At 24.3% G+C, this 23,886-nt stretch carries 5 protein-coding genes; 1 reads left to right on the forward strand and 4 read right to left on the reverse strand.

The features are described 5' to 3' along the window. Positions 1-6,904 precede the first annotated feature (6,904 nt). The 4 genes from tyrS to GFV14_RS02625 all read right to left on the reverse strand — a co-directional run bounded on the left by tyrS (position 6,905) and on the right by GFV14_RS02625 (position 17,216). A complete protein-coding gene (gene tyrS, locus GFV14_RS02610) occupies positions 6,905-8,179 on the reverse strand; it encodes a tyrosine--tRNA ligase (RefSeq protein WP_457914120.1) in 1,275 nt (424 codons plus the stop codon). 156 nt (positions 8,180-8,335) lie between these two features. Continuing rightward, complete coding sequence (gene pdxH, locus GFV14_RS02615) at positions 8,336-8,989, reverse strand: pyridoxamine 5'-phosphate oxidase (protein ID WP_457914121.1); 654 nt, start codon at positions 8,987-8,989, stop codon at positions 8,336-8,338. A gap of 4,866 nt (positions 8,990-13,855) precedes the next feature. Beyond that, entirely contained in the window at positions 13,856-16,750 is a 2,895-nt protein-coding gene (locus GFV14_RS02620; protein WP_457914122.1) for a valine--tRNA ligase, read from the reverse strand. Between the two features lie 19 nt (positions 16,751-16,769). Then, entirely contained in the window at positions 16,770-17,216 is a 447-nt protein-coding gene (locus GFV14_RS02625) for a DNA polymerase III subunit chi (RefSeq protein WP_457914123.1), read from the reverse strand. Positions 17,217-21,449: 4,233 nt separating this feature from the next. Here GFV14_RS02625 and rpsT point away from each other — a divergent pair. Further along, positions 21,450-21,710: a 30S ribosomal protein S20 gene (rpsT, locus tag GFV14_RS02630; protein WP_457914124.1), complete on the forward strand. Its 261-nt coding sequence runs from the start codon at positions 21,450-21,452 to the stop codon at positions 21,708-21,710. Positions 21,711-23,886 lie beyond the last annotated feature (2,176 nt).

Consider the following 23,886-nt stretch of genomic DNA (forward strand, 5'->3'; position numbering starts at 1 on the left):
ATGCGTTTGCATCAAGCGAATATTTATGATGCAGATTTAATCGTGCACAGCACATCTTCTGCAAGATATATATCTATGAACCGTAAACTAGAATCAAGTGAAACCTATATTTCATTTTTTTTGGAAAAGTTGGTGCAATTAATCCATATATTAAATTTACTTGCTAGCGTTTGTAGACTTGTGCACACATCTATTGTATTCAGATCTATTAACCACGCTACGCTTTAGATGATTATACTCAATATCGCGGAAACGTTAATAGTAATAATAATGGATTATACACTTCTATACCAAAAGTTATAAGATTCAATTGCTTTGATTGTAGACTGAATTAATTACAGAAAACGTATATTAATTTTATAGAAAAGCTTTCTAGGCATTTTATATTGTCTAACATTCTCTAAATAAATAAAAAAGATAAGCGCATAGCGCATAACGCATAACGCATAACGCATAGTATTCGTAAAAATGAACTACAATTCGAAAGTGACTTTATTCCAGTATTGGATATATTATTAGTATTGTTACAAAGTTTTATAACAACAATACCGATATTATTTCAAATAATAGAAGTGAATCTTTTAAATACCATAGATACTCTAATAACATGATCAAATGATAATCTACTTATTATTTTAGAAATTACAGATATAAGCAAATATAATATGTTAATTCACGCTGAGAATGTACATTTTTTTTCTACCAGAAAAATTTTCTAGAAAAATAAACAAACACAGCTAAAAAACCAGAAAAAACTTTTCTTATTAGTGATGTAAAATATTTTTTACAATGAAAGTATTAAAGCTTTGAATTTTCAAATCAAACAGGAACAAAATCTATCGGTTTAATGACTCCACATATATAATTTAAATTAGTAACATTTTTTTAAAAAATAATTGTGAGAAAAACAATAGAAAAACAATAGAAAAACAATAGAAAAACAATTTAAAATTTCTTCTTCTAAAGTCAATTATATTACACGTCTTATCAATTTTTTTGTAGTCATAATTTGGTTCTTTGTGTCCATCGTGAAATCTAATGACGGAAGATACAAAGATCTATTATTAATGTGATAATAATTGATTCTTCTGGTATGCTTGAACGATGTGATGATATGCAATAACAAAAAATAAAGCAAAATAAATGATTAAAATTATCAAAAGAGAAAAACATCAACACACTGCTGAAACGAAAGACAAGAAAATCAAAGAAGAAACATATCTGAATATATTAGTACAAGAGAAAAAACGAGTAATTTTACTAAACAAGTAAAAGACATACACAAAATAACAAAAGTCTATAAAAAACGAATACTACACAAAAAAAATTAATTATAGAAAAATAATAGAAAAACTGTGTTACAAACTAAAAAACTAACATTATAACATCTAATCCCGCATTAAAATCAAAAGTTAAATTCTATACAAAGATACTAAGATTAAAACAATAAAAAATATAAATTATAGTAGCTAGAGAAAAAATAAAATAACTAAAAATGTATCTTCCTCGAAACTGTACTTCAACTATCAAATCCAAAGAGTGTAACTTACCGCTTATTTATTATCACTGTATCGCCTGAACTCATAGCATCCACTAGTATGGAAAAATATAATTCTATAGTTTCACTTGCAAGAAAAAAAATAAATCAAAATTATAAACAAATGCAGTAATAGTTGCATTACAGAAATTTATTAAAATCTATCCTAAAGCACATTATCAATAAAATTCTCACTATTAATTAGTGTAACTTAAGTACATTTCAGGTAATAAAAATAATGCAACCTTTTTACTTTACAAGTATAGTTCAAAACTCTACTAAACTACAAAAAATACTGAAGTTTTATATACATCACGCTTAAGTATACAAGATCAAGGACACAAGCATAAAGCTCAAGCTATCTCCTATCAACAAATGTCAAAACAATACCAAGATCATTATATCACAATATTTCAAGAACAAAAACTTAACATACTTTAATTTATCACTTTAATAAGTCATACGCAATATTTCTTAATGACTTCCATAATTCATGTATATTTTAAAAAATCTTATACTATAGTATAGAAAATAATAATATAATTTTCTATTGAGGTTAATCGAAGTATTTTATTTATAATTTTTTAAATGCCCGTCAACCTAATGATCTTTTATATTTTTCAATAAAATTAAATGTATAGTATTATACATATCGAATATTTTTGGTTTAAAACATTTCGTATATTTCAAATAAAGTAATTAAGTATTAATTCATATATTATAAATGCGAAATCTTTTTTCGGGTATTACCTCAATATATATAAAACTCATGCATCCATTATCTAAACTATAATGTCTAAGATTAACTGAGGTTAAGAAGCTAATTGTGAATTTTTGTTAAAACTAAAATAACTAATTATAATCATATATAAAATATATTGTTATATCTATTAATAAAACAAAAGGTTTTAAAGAAAAGTTCATTATTCTAATAAACCATAAATATAAATATTCTGAATACTATAAGTTAAATATTATCTAGATTAACTTCGCTATATTTAGTGCATTTTTATTTAAACTAAAAATCATTATTACCAAATAACATAAAAATACAAAATAAATTTTAAGAAATACGCTAAAATAAGAAAAAATCTGTATTTTTTATTTATTGTTAAAACTTGATTAATTTTTTAAACATTTTTATTATTTTTTTAAGAAAAACTAATATAATGATAATAAATAAATTTATTGTAAATTTTAAAATTTATTAAATATATTTATAATATTTATAGAGCAGTAAATAATTTATTCTCTCATATAAAAGATATCAAAAATATACCTTTTTATTTTATATACATGAAAGTATATTTTCTTTTTAAAATTACTTTTATAAATATTAATAAGATAATAAACAATATATAATATTACTATTTACGTACTAAAAGTGATATTGATCATGTATATAATATAGCATTAAGATTAATCATTCTCATTAGAAGAATAAAATTATTTTATTTTTATAAATAGATAATTTTATACTGAGATGTTCTAACAAATAAAATATTTTAAAGATCAAAATAAGTAATCATTTATTTATGAATGTATATATAAAAATATGTAAAGAATTGATTATCATATTTTAATTAACATAATTATTTAATTTATAAAACATTTAATTTATAAAAATAATTTATTGTATACTAAAGATATAAAATTAAATTATGACATAATGAATCGTCTCTTAAAAACTATTCAGTATTTTATGCAATAATACAATAATCAACTCGAGATAGACATATTGAACCGATATTCAAATATCTCTTATAGTTTTTTCCATGCAAGTGATTATTTTTCAAATGTATTAAATGTAGATTAAATAAATTTAAATATAAATATATAGGTTTCATGATACGTATATATATAATGATTTCTCTAAGTATCATGATACACATAATTTAATATATTTTACATAAAATGTAATCTACTAATATATTTTATGCAGATAAGTGATATATATGTCAACTAAAATTTATTATAGAAATTTTTTCTTTATAATATTATATTTTACGTCAGTGTTTTAATAATTCTACTTAGTGATGACGTTCCATTTTAGGAGTGTAATATTTCTTTTACTCAAAGGTGTATTTATATTCAACATACAATAAATACTCAGCGATTTTTATATACTATTGATACAATAAAATTTATAGTAATAATTTTACTTTAAAAAAGTATTATACTATAGCTCATTTCTATTACTAAAATTAAAATATGATAAAATAAAATCGCCTAAGAAGGCGCCTACTATGTTGTGAAAACATAAGTTTTATGTATGATGTGACATAGTTTAGTTCCTACGTTAAATTTACTTTTAGAGGAGTATCAATAAATTTCCTGTTAATACATTTCCCTAAAAACTCACAACAAATTTTTTACGTGCTATGATGTTAATACTTAGGTTTTTACTGTATTTTATTTTTTTATTACACTAACATATATACATTTATTTCTTAACTTTTCTGAACATCACTCATGCATTTACAATAGATTAAAATAATGAAGTTTGAATTTGTCTTCTAAAAGAAGACCTTAAGATGTAAGTAAAAATCTTTTAAGATATTGATAGATATTAACTATATCGATAAACTTAAAATCATTTAAATTATCCTAGGCGTACTGCACACTAAACTAGTTATTATATTACTATATTTCAGATCTATAAGCGATTATCAGAAATAAATATTCAATCTCAGAAAACCGAGCATACTTTTAAAAATTTAAAATATCACTACTAATACTACCCAAGATTTTTAATCTTTAATATTTGTTTGATAGTATATACAAGATCTATTTAATGAATAAAAGACAGTAATTTTTTTTGATATACTTAAAAACTAAACGTAATGTTCTTGCACATGCACATTAATTCACAAAATATCATTTTAAAATACTATTTTTAAATAATAAAAATAAATAATATTATTAAAAATTCCATATTAGTTTTTAGTTACGCATCTAAATCTTAATAAAAGACTAAGAATTCGCAACGAAAATTAATAAGTTAAAAAATATTTTTAACAAAATCAAATAAAACAAAGACTAAACTTAATATTTCTCATTTAACTAAATAAAAAACTTAATATATTATTTATCCCTCATATGCAACGTAAAATTTAAAAATATTACTTGAATACATGTAACTATATGGTTTTCAATCATAAATATACAAAATATTTTATAGTTACCCTGAATAAAAAACTTTTATGTCAAAACCTTCACGAAAACTAAACTAAAAATACATCATACCCTTAAAATTTAGGGTAACTAAAAACTTTAAAATATAGTGAGTATTATAATATTTGAATACATTTATGATAAATTACTAGATTAATATACTAAAGTATACTTATACAAAACTTAACCATAATACATCTATTAACTACTATGTAGAACTGAGTTGCTCACTGGCGATTATTCCAGAAACCATAAAATTATAATGCAAGTTCTAATTTAGAATATTTTAAACAATAAAAATCAATTTTATATGTGAATGTATTATAACGATTAGCGTGCAGTTTATCTTATCGTTATTTATAATTATACATAAACTTACATTTGTTAGAACATGTATCAATGTTTAAATCATGATTGCAATCATCTATTTAAGAATATCTAGACAGACTATAATAACTTAATATGCATTATCTAAATAATATATAAGAAATACATATTGAAACTTATTCCAACTAATAAGCGTCATTGAATATTAAATGGAACGTTTTAAAAAAACCCAAATGATATTAAAAAATATCCGGCATTAAGAAATAAAATAAAATTTAAATCCAAAAACTTAGTTAGGGTAATAATAATAAAATTTATCTATTGCTTAATAATTTTTATCAATCACTATTCAAAATTAAATTATCAAAATTATTCAAAAAAAGAATTAAATAAAGTTTCATTCATAGTCAAAAATGTATTCACTGTCAAATTAGAAATTGTCCGTTCAAACTCAATAAATAACATTATTAAACAAAATATAGCCTTTTACTCAAACTTTCATCATTCCCTAACCTATCCAAGAATAATTGGTATTTATAATCTTGGTGTTTTACTAATCAACTATCGTGTAAATTATACCAATTAAACTAATAACTGAAATATATGTAAATAATAATTTAACTGATATACTTTTTAGCATACAAGATTAGATCTAATTAACTACTATTTAATACATCATTAAGAACTTAGATACTTTTAAGTAAAACTACATATCCAAAGGTAGAAATAACTTTTAGCATATATAAAATAAATTATCTATATACAGCGTCAATTAGAGACTGAGGGGTATGTATATATTATTAATAAAATATTTTAATATGAGCGTACATTATACATTTAGCGAAATTTTCAAAATAACAATGCTTAATTCATTGAATATTTTAATTTCTTTCATTTTTTATGTATGAATTATCTCAATTATATTCAATAAGAAGAACATACTTCATATGTGAAAAATTGCTCAAAAATTATTTATATACCCTCTTACATTTTATTAAATAATATTTAATCTTGTTATTTTTAGAAAAGAAATACTCAATAAATGCACGAAAAGTTAACTAACACAAAACTAATCATTACATTATAATACATACACTAATTTTTACTACAATCTACTAGAACATATTATATCTGCTAAACGTATCATTAAATGACTCACATCATTTCAAATTAATCATTCTTTAAACATACACATTTTCAATGCAAATACTAAATAATCTTAAACTTGTCATAATATAATTAACATGTGAAGATTATACTATTTTCAAAAGTTAGAATACTTTTCACTAGAGAGTGTTACTCATACTAGTAAATTTAACATAATTAGATGAATACTTTATAGCTCTAATGATAAAATAATTTAGAAATATTGTGTACTAAAAACATAGATCTTGATATTATTTTATAAAAAGATTACAAAAAAAGAAGTTTCTTAAAATATAAAGTTTATTTGCTACAAATCGAAAAACTCTCATTTCCTTCTACAGACAAAATTAATATCATCACATTATACTGTATTATACAGTCTGCATTTATTACCTCTACTCATATACTAATAATGTATTATTAAATAATACGCAGAAGAAAAAATTCTTGTCCAACTTAGAAATACCATTTAAAATTCAAAAATTAAAAAAGTGTTAAACATTAAAATATAAGCCTCAATAATATAAAAAATATACTAGCACTTCTTTTTCTATATACTTCAAAAATATAAAATATATTAATAGAAGACTTCTTATGCAAAAACTAAGAAATTATAATATCAGTTAATAAAACACCTAAATAATTACTCACCTCAACAATCGTTATAAATACTAACAACCATATAAAAAGGTTTATTAATATTTATAGTAGTTATTAAAATTATCTCCAATTAATCAAACAATAATCTTTTTTACCGCGACGAACTAATGTAAAACGGTGAAACAAACGATCTTTATTATTAAATACATAGCTTGGCTCATTTTTTTTTTGACCATTAACTGACACAGCATTAGAAATGATCGCTGTTCTTGCTTGACCACGAGACGGAGTTAATTTAGAAATAACTAGTGCTTCTTGTAAATCTGCCTTCTCTTCTAAGATAATGTATGGCATGCCATCTTGTATAAGCTGCTCGAAATCTGACTCTCTTAAATGAGAAATGTCACTAAAAAATAAGCTGTCAGTAATACGACGTGCTGCAGCTAAACCTTCATCTCGATGAACTAAACGAGTTACATTTTCAGCTAATATATATTTTGCAAGCGGAGCTTTATCTCTTTTTTTATCTTCTTGTTCTAGCTTATTAATATCAGTCACTTCCATAAAAGTAAAGAATTTTAAAAAACGATACACGTCAGAATCGGCAGTGTTAATCCAAAATTGATAAAATTTATATGGGCTTGTTTTCTTAGGATCAAGCCATACCGTCCCACTCTCTGTTTTACCAAATTTTTTTCCATCTGTTGTAGTAATAAGAGGAAGAGTCATGCCAAATACTTGATTTTGATTTAAACGCCTAGTAAGGTCTATACCTGAAATGATGTTACCCCATTGATCTGAACCACCAATTTGTAATTCAACCTTATGTTTTTTATTAAGATTGACGAAATCATAGCTTTGTAGAAGATTATAAGAAAACTCAGTGAAAGAAATCCCTAAATCATCACGATTCAAACGTTGTTTAATGGCTTCTTTATTGATCATATTTTTAACAGAAACATGCTTACCAATATCACGTAAAAAAGTCAGCATATCCATTTGTTTAAACCAATCGTAGTTGTTAACAAGTTTTGCGCTACTGTCACTATCATCAACACTTAAAAAAAACAAAATTTGATTACAGATTTTTACTACCCACTTTTGAGTAATATCTACAGTATTTAATTTACGCTCAGAAGCTTTAAAACTAGGATCACCAATTAGACCTGTTGCACCTCCGACTAATGCTACAGGGTGATGACCAGCTAGCTGAAATCGCTTTAAACACAACAAAGGAACCAAATGTCCTAAATGCAAACTATCAGAAGTGGGATCAAATCCGCAATAGAGAGCAATGGGACCTTGTGTTAATCTTTCTGATAATACATTCTCATTTGTTATCTGTTCAATAAGACCACGCTCTCTTAATGTTTTCATTAGATTATTACTAGACATTAATAACTCCATCAGTTGATATTCTTTATTTATTTTATCTAGACTATTCTGAGGTTTCAAAATGACTAATATTATACCTATAAATTATTAATTATTGTAAATTAACTTAAAAAAAATAAAACATATAGTAATGAAAAACCAGTGAAACGTAGTTTATTAAGGTGCTAATCTATCTATTTTCCAACCATATTTTTCACGTTGATAAACGAAACGGTCATGTAATCGAGTTGCTCTACCTTGCCAAAATTCAACGTTATTAAATACTATACGGAAACCTCCCCAAAAACTTGGAAGAGGAATTTTTTTATTATGAAATATTTGTTTAAATTCTAAAAATTTTCCTTCTAAAATACTACGATCTGAGATCTTGAGTGATTGTTGCGAAGCCCAAGCTGCGATTTGGTTATCTCTTGGGCGACTATGAAAATATTTTATGACTTCAATCGAGTTTAAACATTCAACTACACCTAAAAAATTCACTTGACGTTCTAGTTCATACCATGAAAAATGAACACTAATTTTATTATTTTTATATAAATGCTGAGCCTTACGACTCATCATGTTAGTGTAAAAAATTAATCCTTTTTCATCAAAAAATTTTAACAATACAGCTCTCTGATAAGGCTGTCCTGTTTTATCCACTGTTGCAACAGACATTGCTGTCGGATCACTTACATTGGCATCAAAAGCCTGTTTTAACCATGACGCAAATAATGTAACTGGTTCAGGTGTTAAATCAACTCGCCTTAATCTATCTTTGTTGTATTCACGATGTAATACAGATAAATTCATGTCTTGTGCAATGTTCATTATTAACGAACTTCCTTTATGCAATTATTCTTGTTGTTTTTAATAAAGTAAATCATGAGATAACATCGCTTTGCATTAACAACTTATTATAGCAAGAAAATTACCATTTAATTACAAATAGCACAAACAGAGATCCATAAAAATTCTAGTATTTTCATATCATTAATACTTAAACTATAATTATCACTACTTTCATTTTTTTTAAAATAAACTCTTATTTATTCTACGATCAAGAATACATTTTCATCACATCATCAAAATATACTTAGATACTCAAAAAAAACACTAAAAATTTCTTCAGCTCTTAAACCTATCATGAATTCATATAAAATTTATTGAATATAATTAGATAAAATACATACCAAATTATACAAATGCTAATGATATTATTAAATATTATAATACGCATATCCTATATAAAAATTGTAAATAATATTTTTTTGACGATCATTGTTTTTTGTTCATAAATTTATGCTAACTATTCTGTCTATGATAATCGATAATTATATCTTTTATATAGGTTTGTTGATAGCGAAAGTGATCAATAGCTTATGAATAAAGAACAATGAATTCTCGATTAATTTTTTTAAATTTATAAAAAGTTATTTATTGGAATTGTTAAAATTGATAGATATTCAAACTGTTTTAACTTAATAAAAATATAAAACTTTTACTACGTTTATAAAAACTTATTGCTTATCGTAGAAAGAAACCGTGCGATTCTATCTAAATTAGTACAATAGTACTCTTACTTTAAAATACATAATCATTATATAAGTTAGAATGTTAAAAATTTTTCTTTAATAGTAATACAATCAGCTATGTATTATAATTTCAGACTGATTAATAAATCATGATCATTGATAATCTATACTAATATTGTGAGTTTTTTTAATATAAATAGAAGTAATATTTATAAAAACTAATAAATATTCTATTTAATATATAGTTTATAGCATCATTATTATAAATAATTTATTATGTACATTCAGAATATTATTAATAATGATAATTTGTACTAATTATTAAAGATAATGATTGTTTTGAGTTTGTTTAAAGACAATGATTAATAAATACCATACAGAAAAATAAATTAAATTAATAATTATAATATTTTAGAGTAATATTGGAATTAGTAATTTCTATTACGAACGATAAAAATTAATATTACTTACTAATCTTAATGATTATTTTCTATAGTTATGTAAAAAGAACGCTCAATTATACATTGACACATGCCGATATTAAAATTATTTTCTAGAATCTAAATTAGTTCGCTAATCTATCAATTTTCGTCTAAAAAAACTAGAAAATAATGAAATATATTTTTATACATAATCATTCAAACGATCATATATTATGACGTGAATAAAATTTAATATATAGATTTTTTTCGAAAATCGTAAACTTAATATTACTCTCAAAAAGAGATTACTAATACACTATAAAGATTACCAATAACAACATCATGAAGGCTAATGTACAATAATTTATTTTTTACAATCTACACTAAAATACCAGTCTTTTATTCAACAACATGTTTATAGATGTTCTATAAACAATTGTTAACATAGGTTACTAATTGTAAGGATCACTTAAAAATAATTTATAACTCTTTATTAAAAACACTTTTTAGTAAAATTAACTATTTAGTTTGAATGAGTTATATATAAAACCAATAAAAAAGACTTTTAATTTTTTGTTATTATTCTTATGTGAAAGATTTACATTTTAGCTTTCTCAGTTATCGACACATAATTTCTTAATAAAAATTAAATTTTTTTATAATCTTTGTCTTTATCTTCAATTACGTTTGTGAAAATTTAATAAATTATTAAAATATATATACTTAAAATTTTAATAGGATAATAAAGTTGATAGTAGTGATTCCACATCGCGTCAAGAAAAAATAATAATAAAAACAAGTTAATTTAATCATTGTCAATGATATTTAGATAAATTTAACGCTGGACGCTACAATCTACTAGCACTAAAATATATTCATAAACACATACACAATGACACATATGTCCCATTATTTTCCTAGCAAAATCATTTTATACTAGCAGTATAAACTTTAGAAATAAACTCATTAAAATATAGCTTGACTTATTTAAAAAACTTTTAAAATATAATTGAGTGTATATATATCAGTATAAATCAAAATAATAATATACTATTAGATCATTATTTATGTAAAAACTATTAGACATGCATAGATAACTCATTAAAAAACAATAATTCTAGTAAAAATACTTATAGTATGACATGATACTAAATCAGAGTAAACGCGAATAGTTTACACAGTACTATGACTAATAAATCACGGTTCTATCAAAAAATAATAAAAACACTTTCAAAGTAAATACAATCAATTATATACTTTCAATCTTATCCTTAAAATATTCAATTAACAAACTCATTTTTGAGTTAAGTAAAAATATAACCAAATATCAGACAATCAAAAAAACATTTTCATATATATTTTAGTACATTAATCTAACTTTTATTATATTTTTATTACGAAAAACAATACTAAGTAATTTACTTGCAAAACAACTAACTCCATGTACTTATATAACCTATCATTTTTTAATATAGAACACTTTCGTTTAAAAAAGATACTTAATATGCTTATTAAACTAAAATACAATACTCATCTCATCATGTGAAAAAATTAAATAGCTAATAACATAAAATTTTATCTTAATAACTAAAACATTTATACGAGTTACATATTATACAAATCGTATTCTCTAAATTTTTAAACACTGCATGCTCTGCTAGTATATTTAATCCAAAATTTTCAAAAAAAATAAGATATTAAAATATATAATGAATAATAATTCTTACTTTATTGACAATTAAATGTATTTTCTTTAAAAAAGAAGTACCAAAATAAAAAGTATAAAGATAGAAGTTTATTAATCTTATTCTTTATCTACATATCTATTGTAATGTTTTATTTAAATTATGAGATTAAGAAGACTAATTCCATTATCATATACTTTAAATATAAATTTATTATCCCTTTAAATGAAATATTCAAATTATTTTACTTTGTTAAGTAAATATAATAGAATTTAGAATTAAATGCTATAAAATTTAGTAAAATTTAATTTAATATATTGTATTGTTTATAATTCTAGTAAAACTAATGATCATGTCTATTATAAATTTAAATCATTACAAACACATTGAAGTGTAATTCAACTTCTAACTTATTCACAAATGAAAATAATATAAACTAATAATCAGTTTAGTCTCAGCAGAAATCATTATATCTATTTTAATAGTTTCATTAAAATATTTCTATCATCGTACTGAACTAAGATTAATATTGGAAAGTAGCTTATTTATTCAAACTATTAGAAATATATTTTAAAATACAACTAAATCTTAATATACTATTAGAGATGCATGTATTTTATAGGTAAGCATAAAAATAATTATTACTTTATTTTCTATTCTTTTTTACTACTTACTCAAAGTAGCTTTCAAATATTTTCTACACAATAATAATATAAAATTAAAGTACCAAACTGAAACAAAATATTTATATATTTCTCAACTTCTTTTTATATTAAGAAGGATTTTCAATAAATCTAATATAAATTTAACAACCCAAAAAACTTAAGAATGATATCTAATATATTGAATATATTATTTTTTTCATCTTAATAAATTAAGATGATACACAGGATATGTGAAACAATATTAAAAACATTGATCACTTATATAATATTATTCATTTACTTGAATATATTATTCAAAAATAAAAATTATTTTTAAAAGGTTTAAAATTATTAAAATTTCTTTTTTGTCTCTGATGCTATCTGTCGTTTTCTGTAATTATATGAGGTAGATCTTAAATCTCTACTCTAATGTATTCTTCAATGCTTCAAAATTTTACTAAAATAATAGATATTTTAAGATCTATACAAACGTTCATGAACATTTTAGATATAACATTCAAGTATATGATCAAATTTTGATAAGTATTGATCTATACTGTCAACAATCATCATTGTTAATATTTTTAAGTACGTTTAGTGATATTATGAATAGTTTTTCTTTCTGAAAGATTACCATTGCTAATATATAGAACTCTTTTTAAAAGAGTGGTTAAAAAGAATATTCCACTGATGCATGTTTTTTTAGAAAAACAATAATATATAAAACACCTTATACACATCCACATTCTTGTAAAAATAACATTGGAAATTTCTAAGCAACAAGATTTTAATTAATTAAATGTTTCTCGACTATGCTCAATATTACATTGAACGTCTTATACCAAAAATAATACATTAAATCATAATATTTATAAAAATTTTTAAATGAAATAAATATTTAAAGTAGACAAAATAGATTATTCTAACTCAGCTATATTATTACTCACAGACACTAATAACGTAAAACTATCACCTATACACTTAGTATAATGTATAAATATACTATACAATTTATAACCAATATAAAAGGATATAATATTAAATTATATTAATTATTTTAGTTACTTTCTTTCTGTGTCAAATTCTTTTATTGTATTTTATTATCCAATAAATAGAAAATTAAAAAGAAACATCAAGATACAACTGTAATACATCCTTTCTTAAGGATATTCAAATATTTTCTAAGATTATTAATTTTTATGCTCAAAATCATTTAAATTGACAGTTAGAAAGTAAGTTATAAAGCTATAAAAAGTCAATTATCATATCACTATGAATAAGCACTGGCGCAATTAATAACACTACAAATTTTAAACAAAAATCTCTCTAATCTTAATAATAAAAATAAAAGATGTGTTACATGATTAATGAGCTTTAAATAAAATGTTTAAAGATACTTATCATAAAAACATTATATTAAGGTAATAGCTACTTTCTGCGCTTCTAATTTACTTTTAGCTGTAATTTTTTCAGCTAAGTTTTTACGTTTTTTTTTAACTACATCAATGGGCGCACAGTTAATAAATCTTTCATTTAAGAGTTTGTCTTCAATAGAAGCAATTTCTTTACTTATTCTTTGTAAATTTTTATTAAGGCGAGCTAACTCATTCTCTTTATTAACCCGACCAGCTATTGGGATTAATACTTCACAATCATGGACTAACTTACTCACTGAGATAGGAGCTGTTTCAGTATTAGTGAGTATTGTAATACTTTCAAGACGCGCCATTGACTGAATAAGGTTTTGATTTTCAGAAACACAACGTTTTACATTTTTTGATGTGCTACGTAATTTCACATCAATTAATTGTCCAGGTGCGATATTACTTTCCGTGCGGAGGTTACGAATAGCAATAATCACTTCTTTTATCCATGACATATCACTTAACGCTAACTCATCTATTATCGCACTATCAAATGTAGGGAATGGTTGCAGCATAATGGTATCTGCATTAATTCCTTTAAGCACTTTTACACGCTGCCAGATACTTTCAGTAATAAACGGAATAATGGGATGCGCAAGACGTAGTAGACTTTCTAATACTTCAATTAGAGTGAAACGAATTGCACGAAGTTGAGTTTCACTGCCTTTATAAATAACTGGTTTAACTAGTTCAAGATACCAATCACAAAATTGGTTCCATATAAAATCATATATAATACCTGAAGCAATGTCATAACGATAAGTATCAAGCGCTTCACGATATGCTTTTACTGTTTGATTGAGTTGTGTTAGAATCCAACGATCAGCTAATGAGAAACTTATCTTACCACTATTTTGACCACAATCTTTGTTTTCTGTATGCATTAAAACAAATCGACTAGCATGCCATAGTTTATTACAAAAGTGACGATAACCAGAAAGACGCTTCATATTCCAGTTAATGTTACGACTCGTTGAAGCTAGAGCAGTCAAGGTAAAGCGCAACGCATCAGTACCATGTGCTTTAATGCCTTCTGGGTACTCTTTTTTAGTACGTCGAACAATTTTTTCAGCTAATTGTTGTTGCATCATATTTTCAGTACGCTTTTGCAATAAATCTTTCAGTGAAATGCCATCAATCATGTCTAGTGGATCAATAACATTTCCTTTAGATTTCGACATTTTTTGGCCTTCTTCATCACAAATAAGGCCAGTTACGTAGACAGTCTTAAATGGTACTTGAGGTACACCGTTTTGATCTTTAATAAAATACATAGTCAGCATAACCATGCGGGCGATCCAAAAGAAAATAATATCAAAACCACTTAATAAAACATCTGTGGGATGAAAAATTTTTAATTCTTCTGTATTATCAGGCCAGCCTTGTGTCGAAAACGTCCATAAACTAGAAGAAAACCAAGTATCTAGCACATCATCATCTTGCCGCAAAATGATATCATCATTAAGATGATTTTCACAGCGCACGTCATCTTCATCACGTCCAACATAAATGTTTCCTTGGTCGTCATACCATGCAGGAATTCGGTGACCCCACCATAACTGACGCGAAATACACCAGTCTTGAATATTACGCATCCAAGAGTAGTACATGTTTTTATATTGACTAGGAACAAACTTAATACTTTCATCTTCAACTGCTTTAATTGCATTTTCAGACAGTATTTTAGTACGAAGATACCATTGATTAGTTAGCATCGGTTCAATGATACCACCACTACGATCACCATAAGGCACAGTCAAAACGTAAGGTTTCACTTCGACTAAAAGACCAAGTTGTTTAAATGTTTTGACTATTATTTTACGTGCAGAAAAACGTTCCATGCCATGATAAACTTCAGGCAGTTTTGTAGTATAAATTTTTGATGGATTTCCTTTGGTATCAAAGACTTCTGCTTTTCTAAGAATATGTCCGTTTAAATCTAGTACGTTGATGATTGGCAGCTTATGACGTTTAGCGATTTCATAATCATTAAAATCATGAGCGGGAGTAATCTTAACACAACCCGTTCCTTTTGTTATATCAACATATTCATCACCAATAATTGGGATATAACGATTAACTAAAGGTACAACAATTTTTTTACCTATCAAATTATTATAGCGAAGATCTTTTGGGTGAACAGCAACAGCAGTGTCACCCAACATAGTTTCTGGGCGAGTAGTTGCCACTACAAGATGGTCTCTACCTTCTACTGTTTTTTCTCCATCAGCAAGTCGGTAGCATAGATACCACATTGATCCCTTGATTTCTCGGTTTTCAACTTCAAGATCAGAAATCGCGGTATGCAATTTTACATCCCAGTTCACTAAACGTTTACCACGGTAAATTAAGTTATCTTTATATAAGCGCAAAAAAGCTTCTGTAACTGATTTTGATAAACGTTCATCCATTGTAAAACATTCACGATCCCAATCAACAGAATTACCTAAACGACGAATTTGTCGAGAGATAGTCTCTCTTGCTTCTTCTGTCCACTGCAAAATTTTATCAAAAAATAAATCACGACCATAATCATCACGAGTTTTACTTTCTTCAGAGGCAATTTTACGCTCAACTAGCATTTGCGTGGCGATGCCTGCGTGGTCAGTTCCTGTTTGCCATAACGTATTTTTACCTTGCATACGCTTATAACGAATCATAATATCCATAATTGTGTGTTGGAAAGCATGACCCATATGCAAATTACCTGTAATGTTTGGTGGTGGCATAACAATACAGAAACTATCATGACTAGTATCGCCATGAGGTTTAAAATAACCACTTTTTTCCCAGTAAGAGTATAATAATTCCTCAATTTTTGCAGGGTTATAGCTTTTTTCTAACAAAAGCTCAAAAATAGCATTATTAATTTTTTTTTTCATTTGTAATTATCGTATTCAATTAGTCGGCGCAAGTTGCCATAGTTACATTAAAGCCAATGCTACGGTAAAATTTATATCGTTCACGCGCCAACTGTCTTAAAGTTTGATCAAGCGGAACAAAGTCTATGACTTCATAAAAAACTGTAGACAAATCCGAAAACTGACTTTGAAGACTAATCAGTATATCTCTCTGAGTATTATCCCGTTGATTAGGCCAGCAAAGTACGATCGGTGCCCCATGAATGGGTCCTTGACCAACTAAGTTATGAGGAATAAACCGATGAGGCTCTCTTGCCCAGAGTGCTTCATCTAGTTTTTCTGCTTGCTCAGAAGTATCACATGCTAGCAAGACTCGCTTTCCATTCCGCCACATTTTCGACGCAATCTCACAAGCAAGCAACTCATGAGCTTCTACTCCTGTGTGCGTAAAATTAGTATCCAATAAATAGAACGTTACATTTTTCATGTATATTTATATATCTGTTATACTAAAATGTAGTATGAGATTTTCTAATTGCCGAATTATATACTTTTTGTATTGCTCTTATTCTCACGTAAAAACGTTCTGAATTATTTATAGTATATAATTCAATTATTTTATGCTATACATACTAGTATATATTTTTTGAAAAAATAATGTACACTGTTACTACTTTCAGTTGTAGTAAATTCTACATTCCTACTAATAAATTTTATTTTTAAATAAGCAGAAAAACAACTTACCGCTTACACTTCACATAAATTTTCAATTATTTTATATAAAATAGTATCTTAAATAACAGAGTTATACAATTCGTGATTAATTTAAAATCTCTCTCATCATGAGGTATAATACAAGTATATGTTAATTATAACTATAAAAATCAGAATAGTTCAGTAAAAAAACGCAACAGTATTATTATAAGAAAAATTGTTGTATATTTTATATTACTTAAATACTATAATAATATATTCTAACTATCTAAAAGAGCTCTTTAATATTTTACGAAATAGAAAAAAGAAATGTTAAATTAATTCAATCCAGTTATTTAAATATTTTCACTATTATTTTATATTTAAAAACATATTGACAACGATCTAGTATATTTAATCACTATGATATTAAGAAATTCAATTAAAAATATTGAATTTATTACACTTCTCTACATTCATATCATTTCATTTAGTATATAGCGTATGCCATCTAAAACATTTCCTCATGTCACCGATATGCTAAAACATTCTTTACTAATATAAATATTTTCAGAAACTAAAATAATGACAGCAACTTTTCGTTCTATTATATGATTTATTGTTATAATTATTGCATAAAATAAACTGTTCTTTTCGATCATAAGTACTCATTGAATTTGAAGTTGATCATCTTATTTAGAATCTCATATCAACATTCTAAAGGATTTTTAATCAATAACCATAAAGTAATGTCAATATTCTAATACATAATAAAAAGATTTTACTAAATATAGTTTTAATTCCGACTAAATAAAAATAAACTTTATTTCTTATAGTGCATTTTTTTAAAAGTGCGCACAATAATATTCGGAACTTTTTTCAAAACCATCAATATTAATATTTCTAACTCATAATTATTTTTACATCTATACCGCAATAAATAAAATATCTGATACAAATTAACTGCAAGAAAAGAGAAATATACTTTTAAGCTTATAAGGAACAACAGTTACTTTCAAAAAATATTTTTTGACACACGGGCACTATTGCAAAATTTTTTATTCTGAGAAAATACATATAACCATTATGTTTAAAAACGATTTTAAATATACTCATAAATAATTATGATATTTTTCAATAAAACACGTTAGCTACTTTTTTTTAACGCAACTAGATCTTTGTTTGGTTAAATTTAAGATTTGATAAATATTTTAAAGATATCATTGCAACAATACGTTCATTTTAAGATACATAAATTAATTTGATGATATGCACTTATCACACATTACCTTTTAATGCCTATTATAAATATAATACTGAAATCATACCCCCCTTAAATCTAGGTATTTATTTACCATTCTACCAAAAAATATCTTGATTTATCATTTATAAATAAATTATATTATTTAATATAATTATAGTTATGAAAACTATAAAAATCGTTTATTTTTATCTATAATAACAGACTAAAGATTTTAAAATGATGAAATCAAAAAACAATCTTTTTGAATATTAAATTTTACGTAGATTAATTTTGGAATATTATAGAATGAATAAAATCATTAAATAATAACTCATTAAAGATTACTCTTAAATATATAACTTAATAAGTCTATTATATATTTCTTCAGTTAATTTCAGTATTTCTGCGAAATATATAATAGTAAAAAAATTTATTCTTCATTTTTATCATCTAGTAGAGTAAAACTTCAGTAATGGGAATCTATTATTGATAACGCATTTAATTTTAAGAGATCAAGAAAGAAGACTTATGAAAAATCATTATCCAGCTGAAGAACATTATACTGGCTTCTAGGTTATGACTGTATATGCGTAGATGACAGTTCTTAAGTTAAATACTCATACATTTTATTTTTAACTTTAACCTTTTTAGGCTTGTGTTATTTTAATTGTATTATACAATATAATTTTTAAAAATAAAAATAATACTGTTACAGTATTCTGCAAACAAAGAAAAACTTATTATCAACATGAGACTTATTCGTTTGTTAACGAGATAGAAATTTAGTATACATTTTTTAAAAAAAGAAACATATATTCTCTAAATTCATGCTTACTTAAAAATCTTGATATAAAATAAGATGCTTGCAAATATTATTCTAAACATTTTAAGAAAATCAGTATCTTTGTGTCTCATAGTTCGCAAAACCTCAAAAGTATAATAATATACCTCATAAATATATTAGAAATATCAGGATGATATATCTTAAACATTTTTCAATATTAAGTTATTCAAATATCTTTTGGTAAAATTTAATAAACATTTAATTAAGATGATAATCAATAAATACCACTCTAATCTCTCAACTACAAGAAAGTATAAATATATTAATTCTTGAAAAATTATCTCAATTATTAAATTGCTATTTATTATGAATAATAACCATGTGTTGAACCAATGTATCAAGATTTTCCATAATTAATTATGCTATAATTTTCATGATGTTTTTTTTATAAATTCTTTAGATTTATTAGTTTAGTGATAACTTGTTAACATATTAGAAACGTAGCAACATGATTAATTAAAATAATAATAATAAATTAAAAAATTATTTTTAATAACTACCTTATATAGTTTTTCTGCACAAACTAACTAATCTTATCCTAAGTTTTTATTATAGATATGATTATTAATTATATTCTTATTGTTTCACTAAAAAATAGACTATCATCTTTTTTAAAAGTTAAGTAAAATATGAACTGAAAACTATCGCATTCTCTTAACATGATCTCGATCTATGTATTTTATTTATACTTCTTTGATTCCTTTTATCGACAGTTATACACAAGAGAAACATCGCAATCATTAACGCTGAAAAATATTTATACTTTTTAAAGTATAATTTTTCATGTATTATATAGGCATAAAAACCTATATCACTAGGTAATAGTAGACAATATTTCAAAAAATTACATATTAGCTCCTTAAAAACTTAAAGCATACAGATGTTAATCAATTAAATGCGTATAAAGTATTTTGTAGACTGAGTTGATAATATAAACATTAAATCACAGTGATGCATATATCTCTAGAGACTTCTCTGAAAAGAATGTGTAAGTAAGTCGTTTTGCATAATTGACAATGTTAAAAAACCATAAAATTTAGTTAAACCTACTGATTCAGGTATTAAAAAATAATATAATTAGAAATTTATCGTTAGTTATATTCGCAACATAAACGTAATTTTTATACTCATAGATTTAAAAAGCATTCAAAGTGCGAATACACTTCGTGAAAAATAATGATTCGAGTAAAGTGTTTGATATAAAAACCAGAAATTGTACTAGAGATGAAAGATGTTATCTTTATAATTTTAGCAACGATAGAGTTTTCATAAATAAAAATCATTAATGAATTTTCCTGTAAATAAAAGTACTGAGGTATACGCCGAATGTCTTAACGGCCTTATTGATATGAATGTTTAGAAAAACTGTCGCCCAATAAAAATCATTTTAAAGTATTTTTATAGAAACATTAAATAGATTTTAGTAGCAATGCACAATAAAGCGATTAATACTTTAGATTATGACTATATGTGTAAATGAAAATCATTTTACAAAAAACATTTTATGTTATCGGCATACATCCCGATAAACATATTAAAAATTGGAAATTTTTAATAAACAATAGATTATTAGTGTAATAAATTTTCTGTTTTCTCGAAAAAGTCTCACTATTCCCACCTGTCATCAATAAATCAAGACAAATTATTATCAGATTCTAATTAAAAATGATTACTCATATTGTAATATGATATCATGATTTTAACTAAATTTTATATTCAAAAAGATATTTTATCTTAAACGAACAGCTTTTCCTGTAGTAAAAAAATCTTTATTCTTCTGGCTTATCAGTAATAAATATGCTAATACTATTTAGACATCTATCTACGCTGCAGTACATAAACGTTACTTAACGCCAATTTATTGATACATAAAGACTGAAGATTCATACCCCTCAGTCTTTAAATGATACTTAATAAAATATAATTTAGGAGTCTAGACCTTGGCTAATATCAAATCAGCTAAGAAACGTGCTATACAATCTGAAAAACGTCGTCAGCACAACGCCAGTCGTCGTTCTATGGTACGTACTTTTATCAAGAAAGTTTACCTTGCTATCTTTAATGGCGACAAGGAAGAGGCCCAGAGAGCATTTAAAGTCATGCAACCTATTATTGATCGTCATGCTACTAAAGGTCTAATTCATAAAAATAAAGCTGCACGTCATAAAGCTAACTTATCTACTCAAATTAAAGTAATGTAATTTTGATTTTTGATTTAGTTTAAAAACCGGTTTATGCCGGTTTTTATCTGTTAATTTTTCTAGTGAAGTATTTAAATAGTACTGAAAATAAATTCGAAAGCTCTCTATTACAAAACTCTAAATTTTTATAAAGTAAATAATACGCTTTAAAAATTACATAATGTTTTTCTTTAACACAATCTCGTAGCTAAACTTTAACGTACTTCTCTGCTTTAAATATATTTACTGTATACAGTAATACAATAAAAGGAATTGCATATATACTATGCACGAAATTCCTTTATTCTTATTCTATTTTTAGGCTATTACATCATAAATTATATTTCAGATCCAAGTAAGTACGTTTTACACTAAAACAACATGTTATTAAAATTAATAAATAACATTATTCTCAACATTTTAGTCACAGATTATTTAGACGATGACTAACAAAAATTAACACTAGATTATTTCATTAAAAACATTCTTACTGTAATAAATCTAAAAAATTATCTTATGATTATAAGATTAAACTACGTCTATAGTCATTGCGGCATTGTAATAGCATTTTATTCATAAATTAAAAACTAACAAAATAGAATAAATTAAGCTATTCTTACTTAAATTCATTGATCATCTAATCTTATTGTTAATATTGTATATTGATTATAATTATTTTAGAGGTAAAGATTTTATTTCGGATAACTAAAAATATTTTATTTATAGGTATTCTAAATAGAATAAAGAGAATTACAATTAAGATCGAAAAACTAAAATTTTATTCTTTTTTGAACTTCATTTTTGAACATGTCAACAACATCACAGATTAACTATACCATTTCTTAATACTTAAATAACTGAAATTATATATAACTAACCAACCAAAAAATCTAATCAGCACACACTTTGTATTGAGAGTATATATAATCAATCTAAAATTTATAATATAATAAGTGTATGCTTTTATGTCAGACTTATTATATGAATATGTATCAAATACTAAATAGTAAATATTATGCTCATATAATAGATAATACACCTTAAAATATATAATTCATTTTTATAAAACTAAAAGTTTCAATAGCTATTACTTTTATTTAATTATAATCAAAACCCATGTAAAACATGTTTTAACCGGTCATTCTGATCACATATCCTCTCAGAATTAAATTCGCTTATCATATCAAGATAAATCAATAAATATTGAAATACTAACCCTGTTTCTGGGATCTAAAAAACATATCATTTTTTTAATAATTTTATATATATGAGATATATTGTGTAAACTTATATATACTCAAAAGCCATTGATAGTACAAGAGCTTTAAAAATAATTTTCTCAGAAAAAATGTCGTATATTACTATTCTAAACTGTGAAATGAGAAATTTATGTAGTGTATTCATTATATATGGTCATAAATCTATATTCAGAATATAGTATTTTACTACCTATAAACAAAAATTAAATATAATAAAAAATTAATATTAAACTAATATTTTCATTATATTGATAAGTAAATTAACAACAGTACCTTTATATTTAAAAGGTATTATAGTTATTAAATTTATACTATTCGTAAAATTTTTACGATATTAAATAAATTTATACAATACGTATGATGGCTTTTGTAAAACTATGCCGGAACATTGATAAAAATACATTTAGATATATCTCGAAATTAGTAACGTAACATAAAGTAAAAGTGCTTTTATATTAATACTAAATACGATTTTTTTTACTACTAAAGTAACACCAAAACATATCAATATATTAATATGCTTTTCTGATTATCTTAAATGTACTTTAAAACAAACTAAGTAAAAAATCTATTTTCTCAAATCGACTTCATGAAAAACTAAGAATTTTTTTGAAATAGAATAAATGTATTTTACTATCTGTGTCTAAAAAGTTTACAGAGTGTAAGCTCATTGAAAATTTTACTATTAATATCACTAAACTTTAACTTTATTAGTGATCATAAAAACTTAATATTAAAGATAAAAGCATTTTCTAAGTTATTAGCACTTTTTGAATATTGTTCGCAATAATAAAATAATCAACATTAATGCAATAAACTAATAGCAGATATTCAAGTAGTCTCTAAGGTTCCTCTATATAACGGACTTTCTTAATTAATGTAAGACATATTAAAAAACTGAATACTTAATAAACGTCTTAAATATATTGATTAAGTTT

The organism is Candidatus Hartigia pinicola (genome assembly GCA_020541205.1).
In the GTDB taxonomy this organism is placed as follows: Bacteria; Pseudomonadota; Gammaproteobacteria; order Enterobacterales; family Enterobacteriaceae; genus Hartigia; species Hartigia pinicola.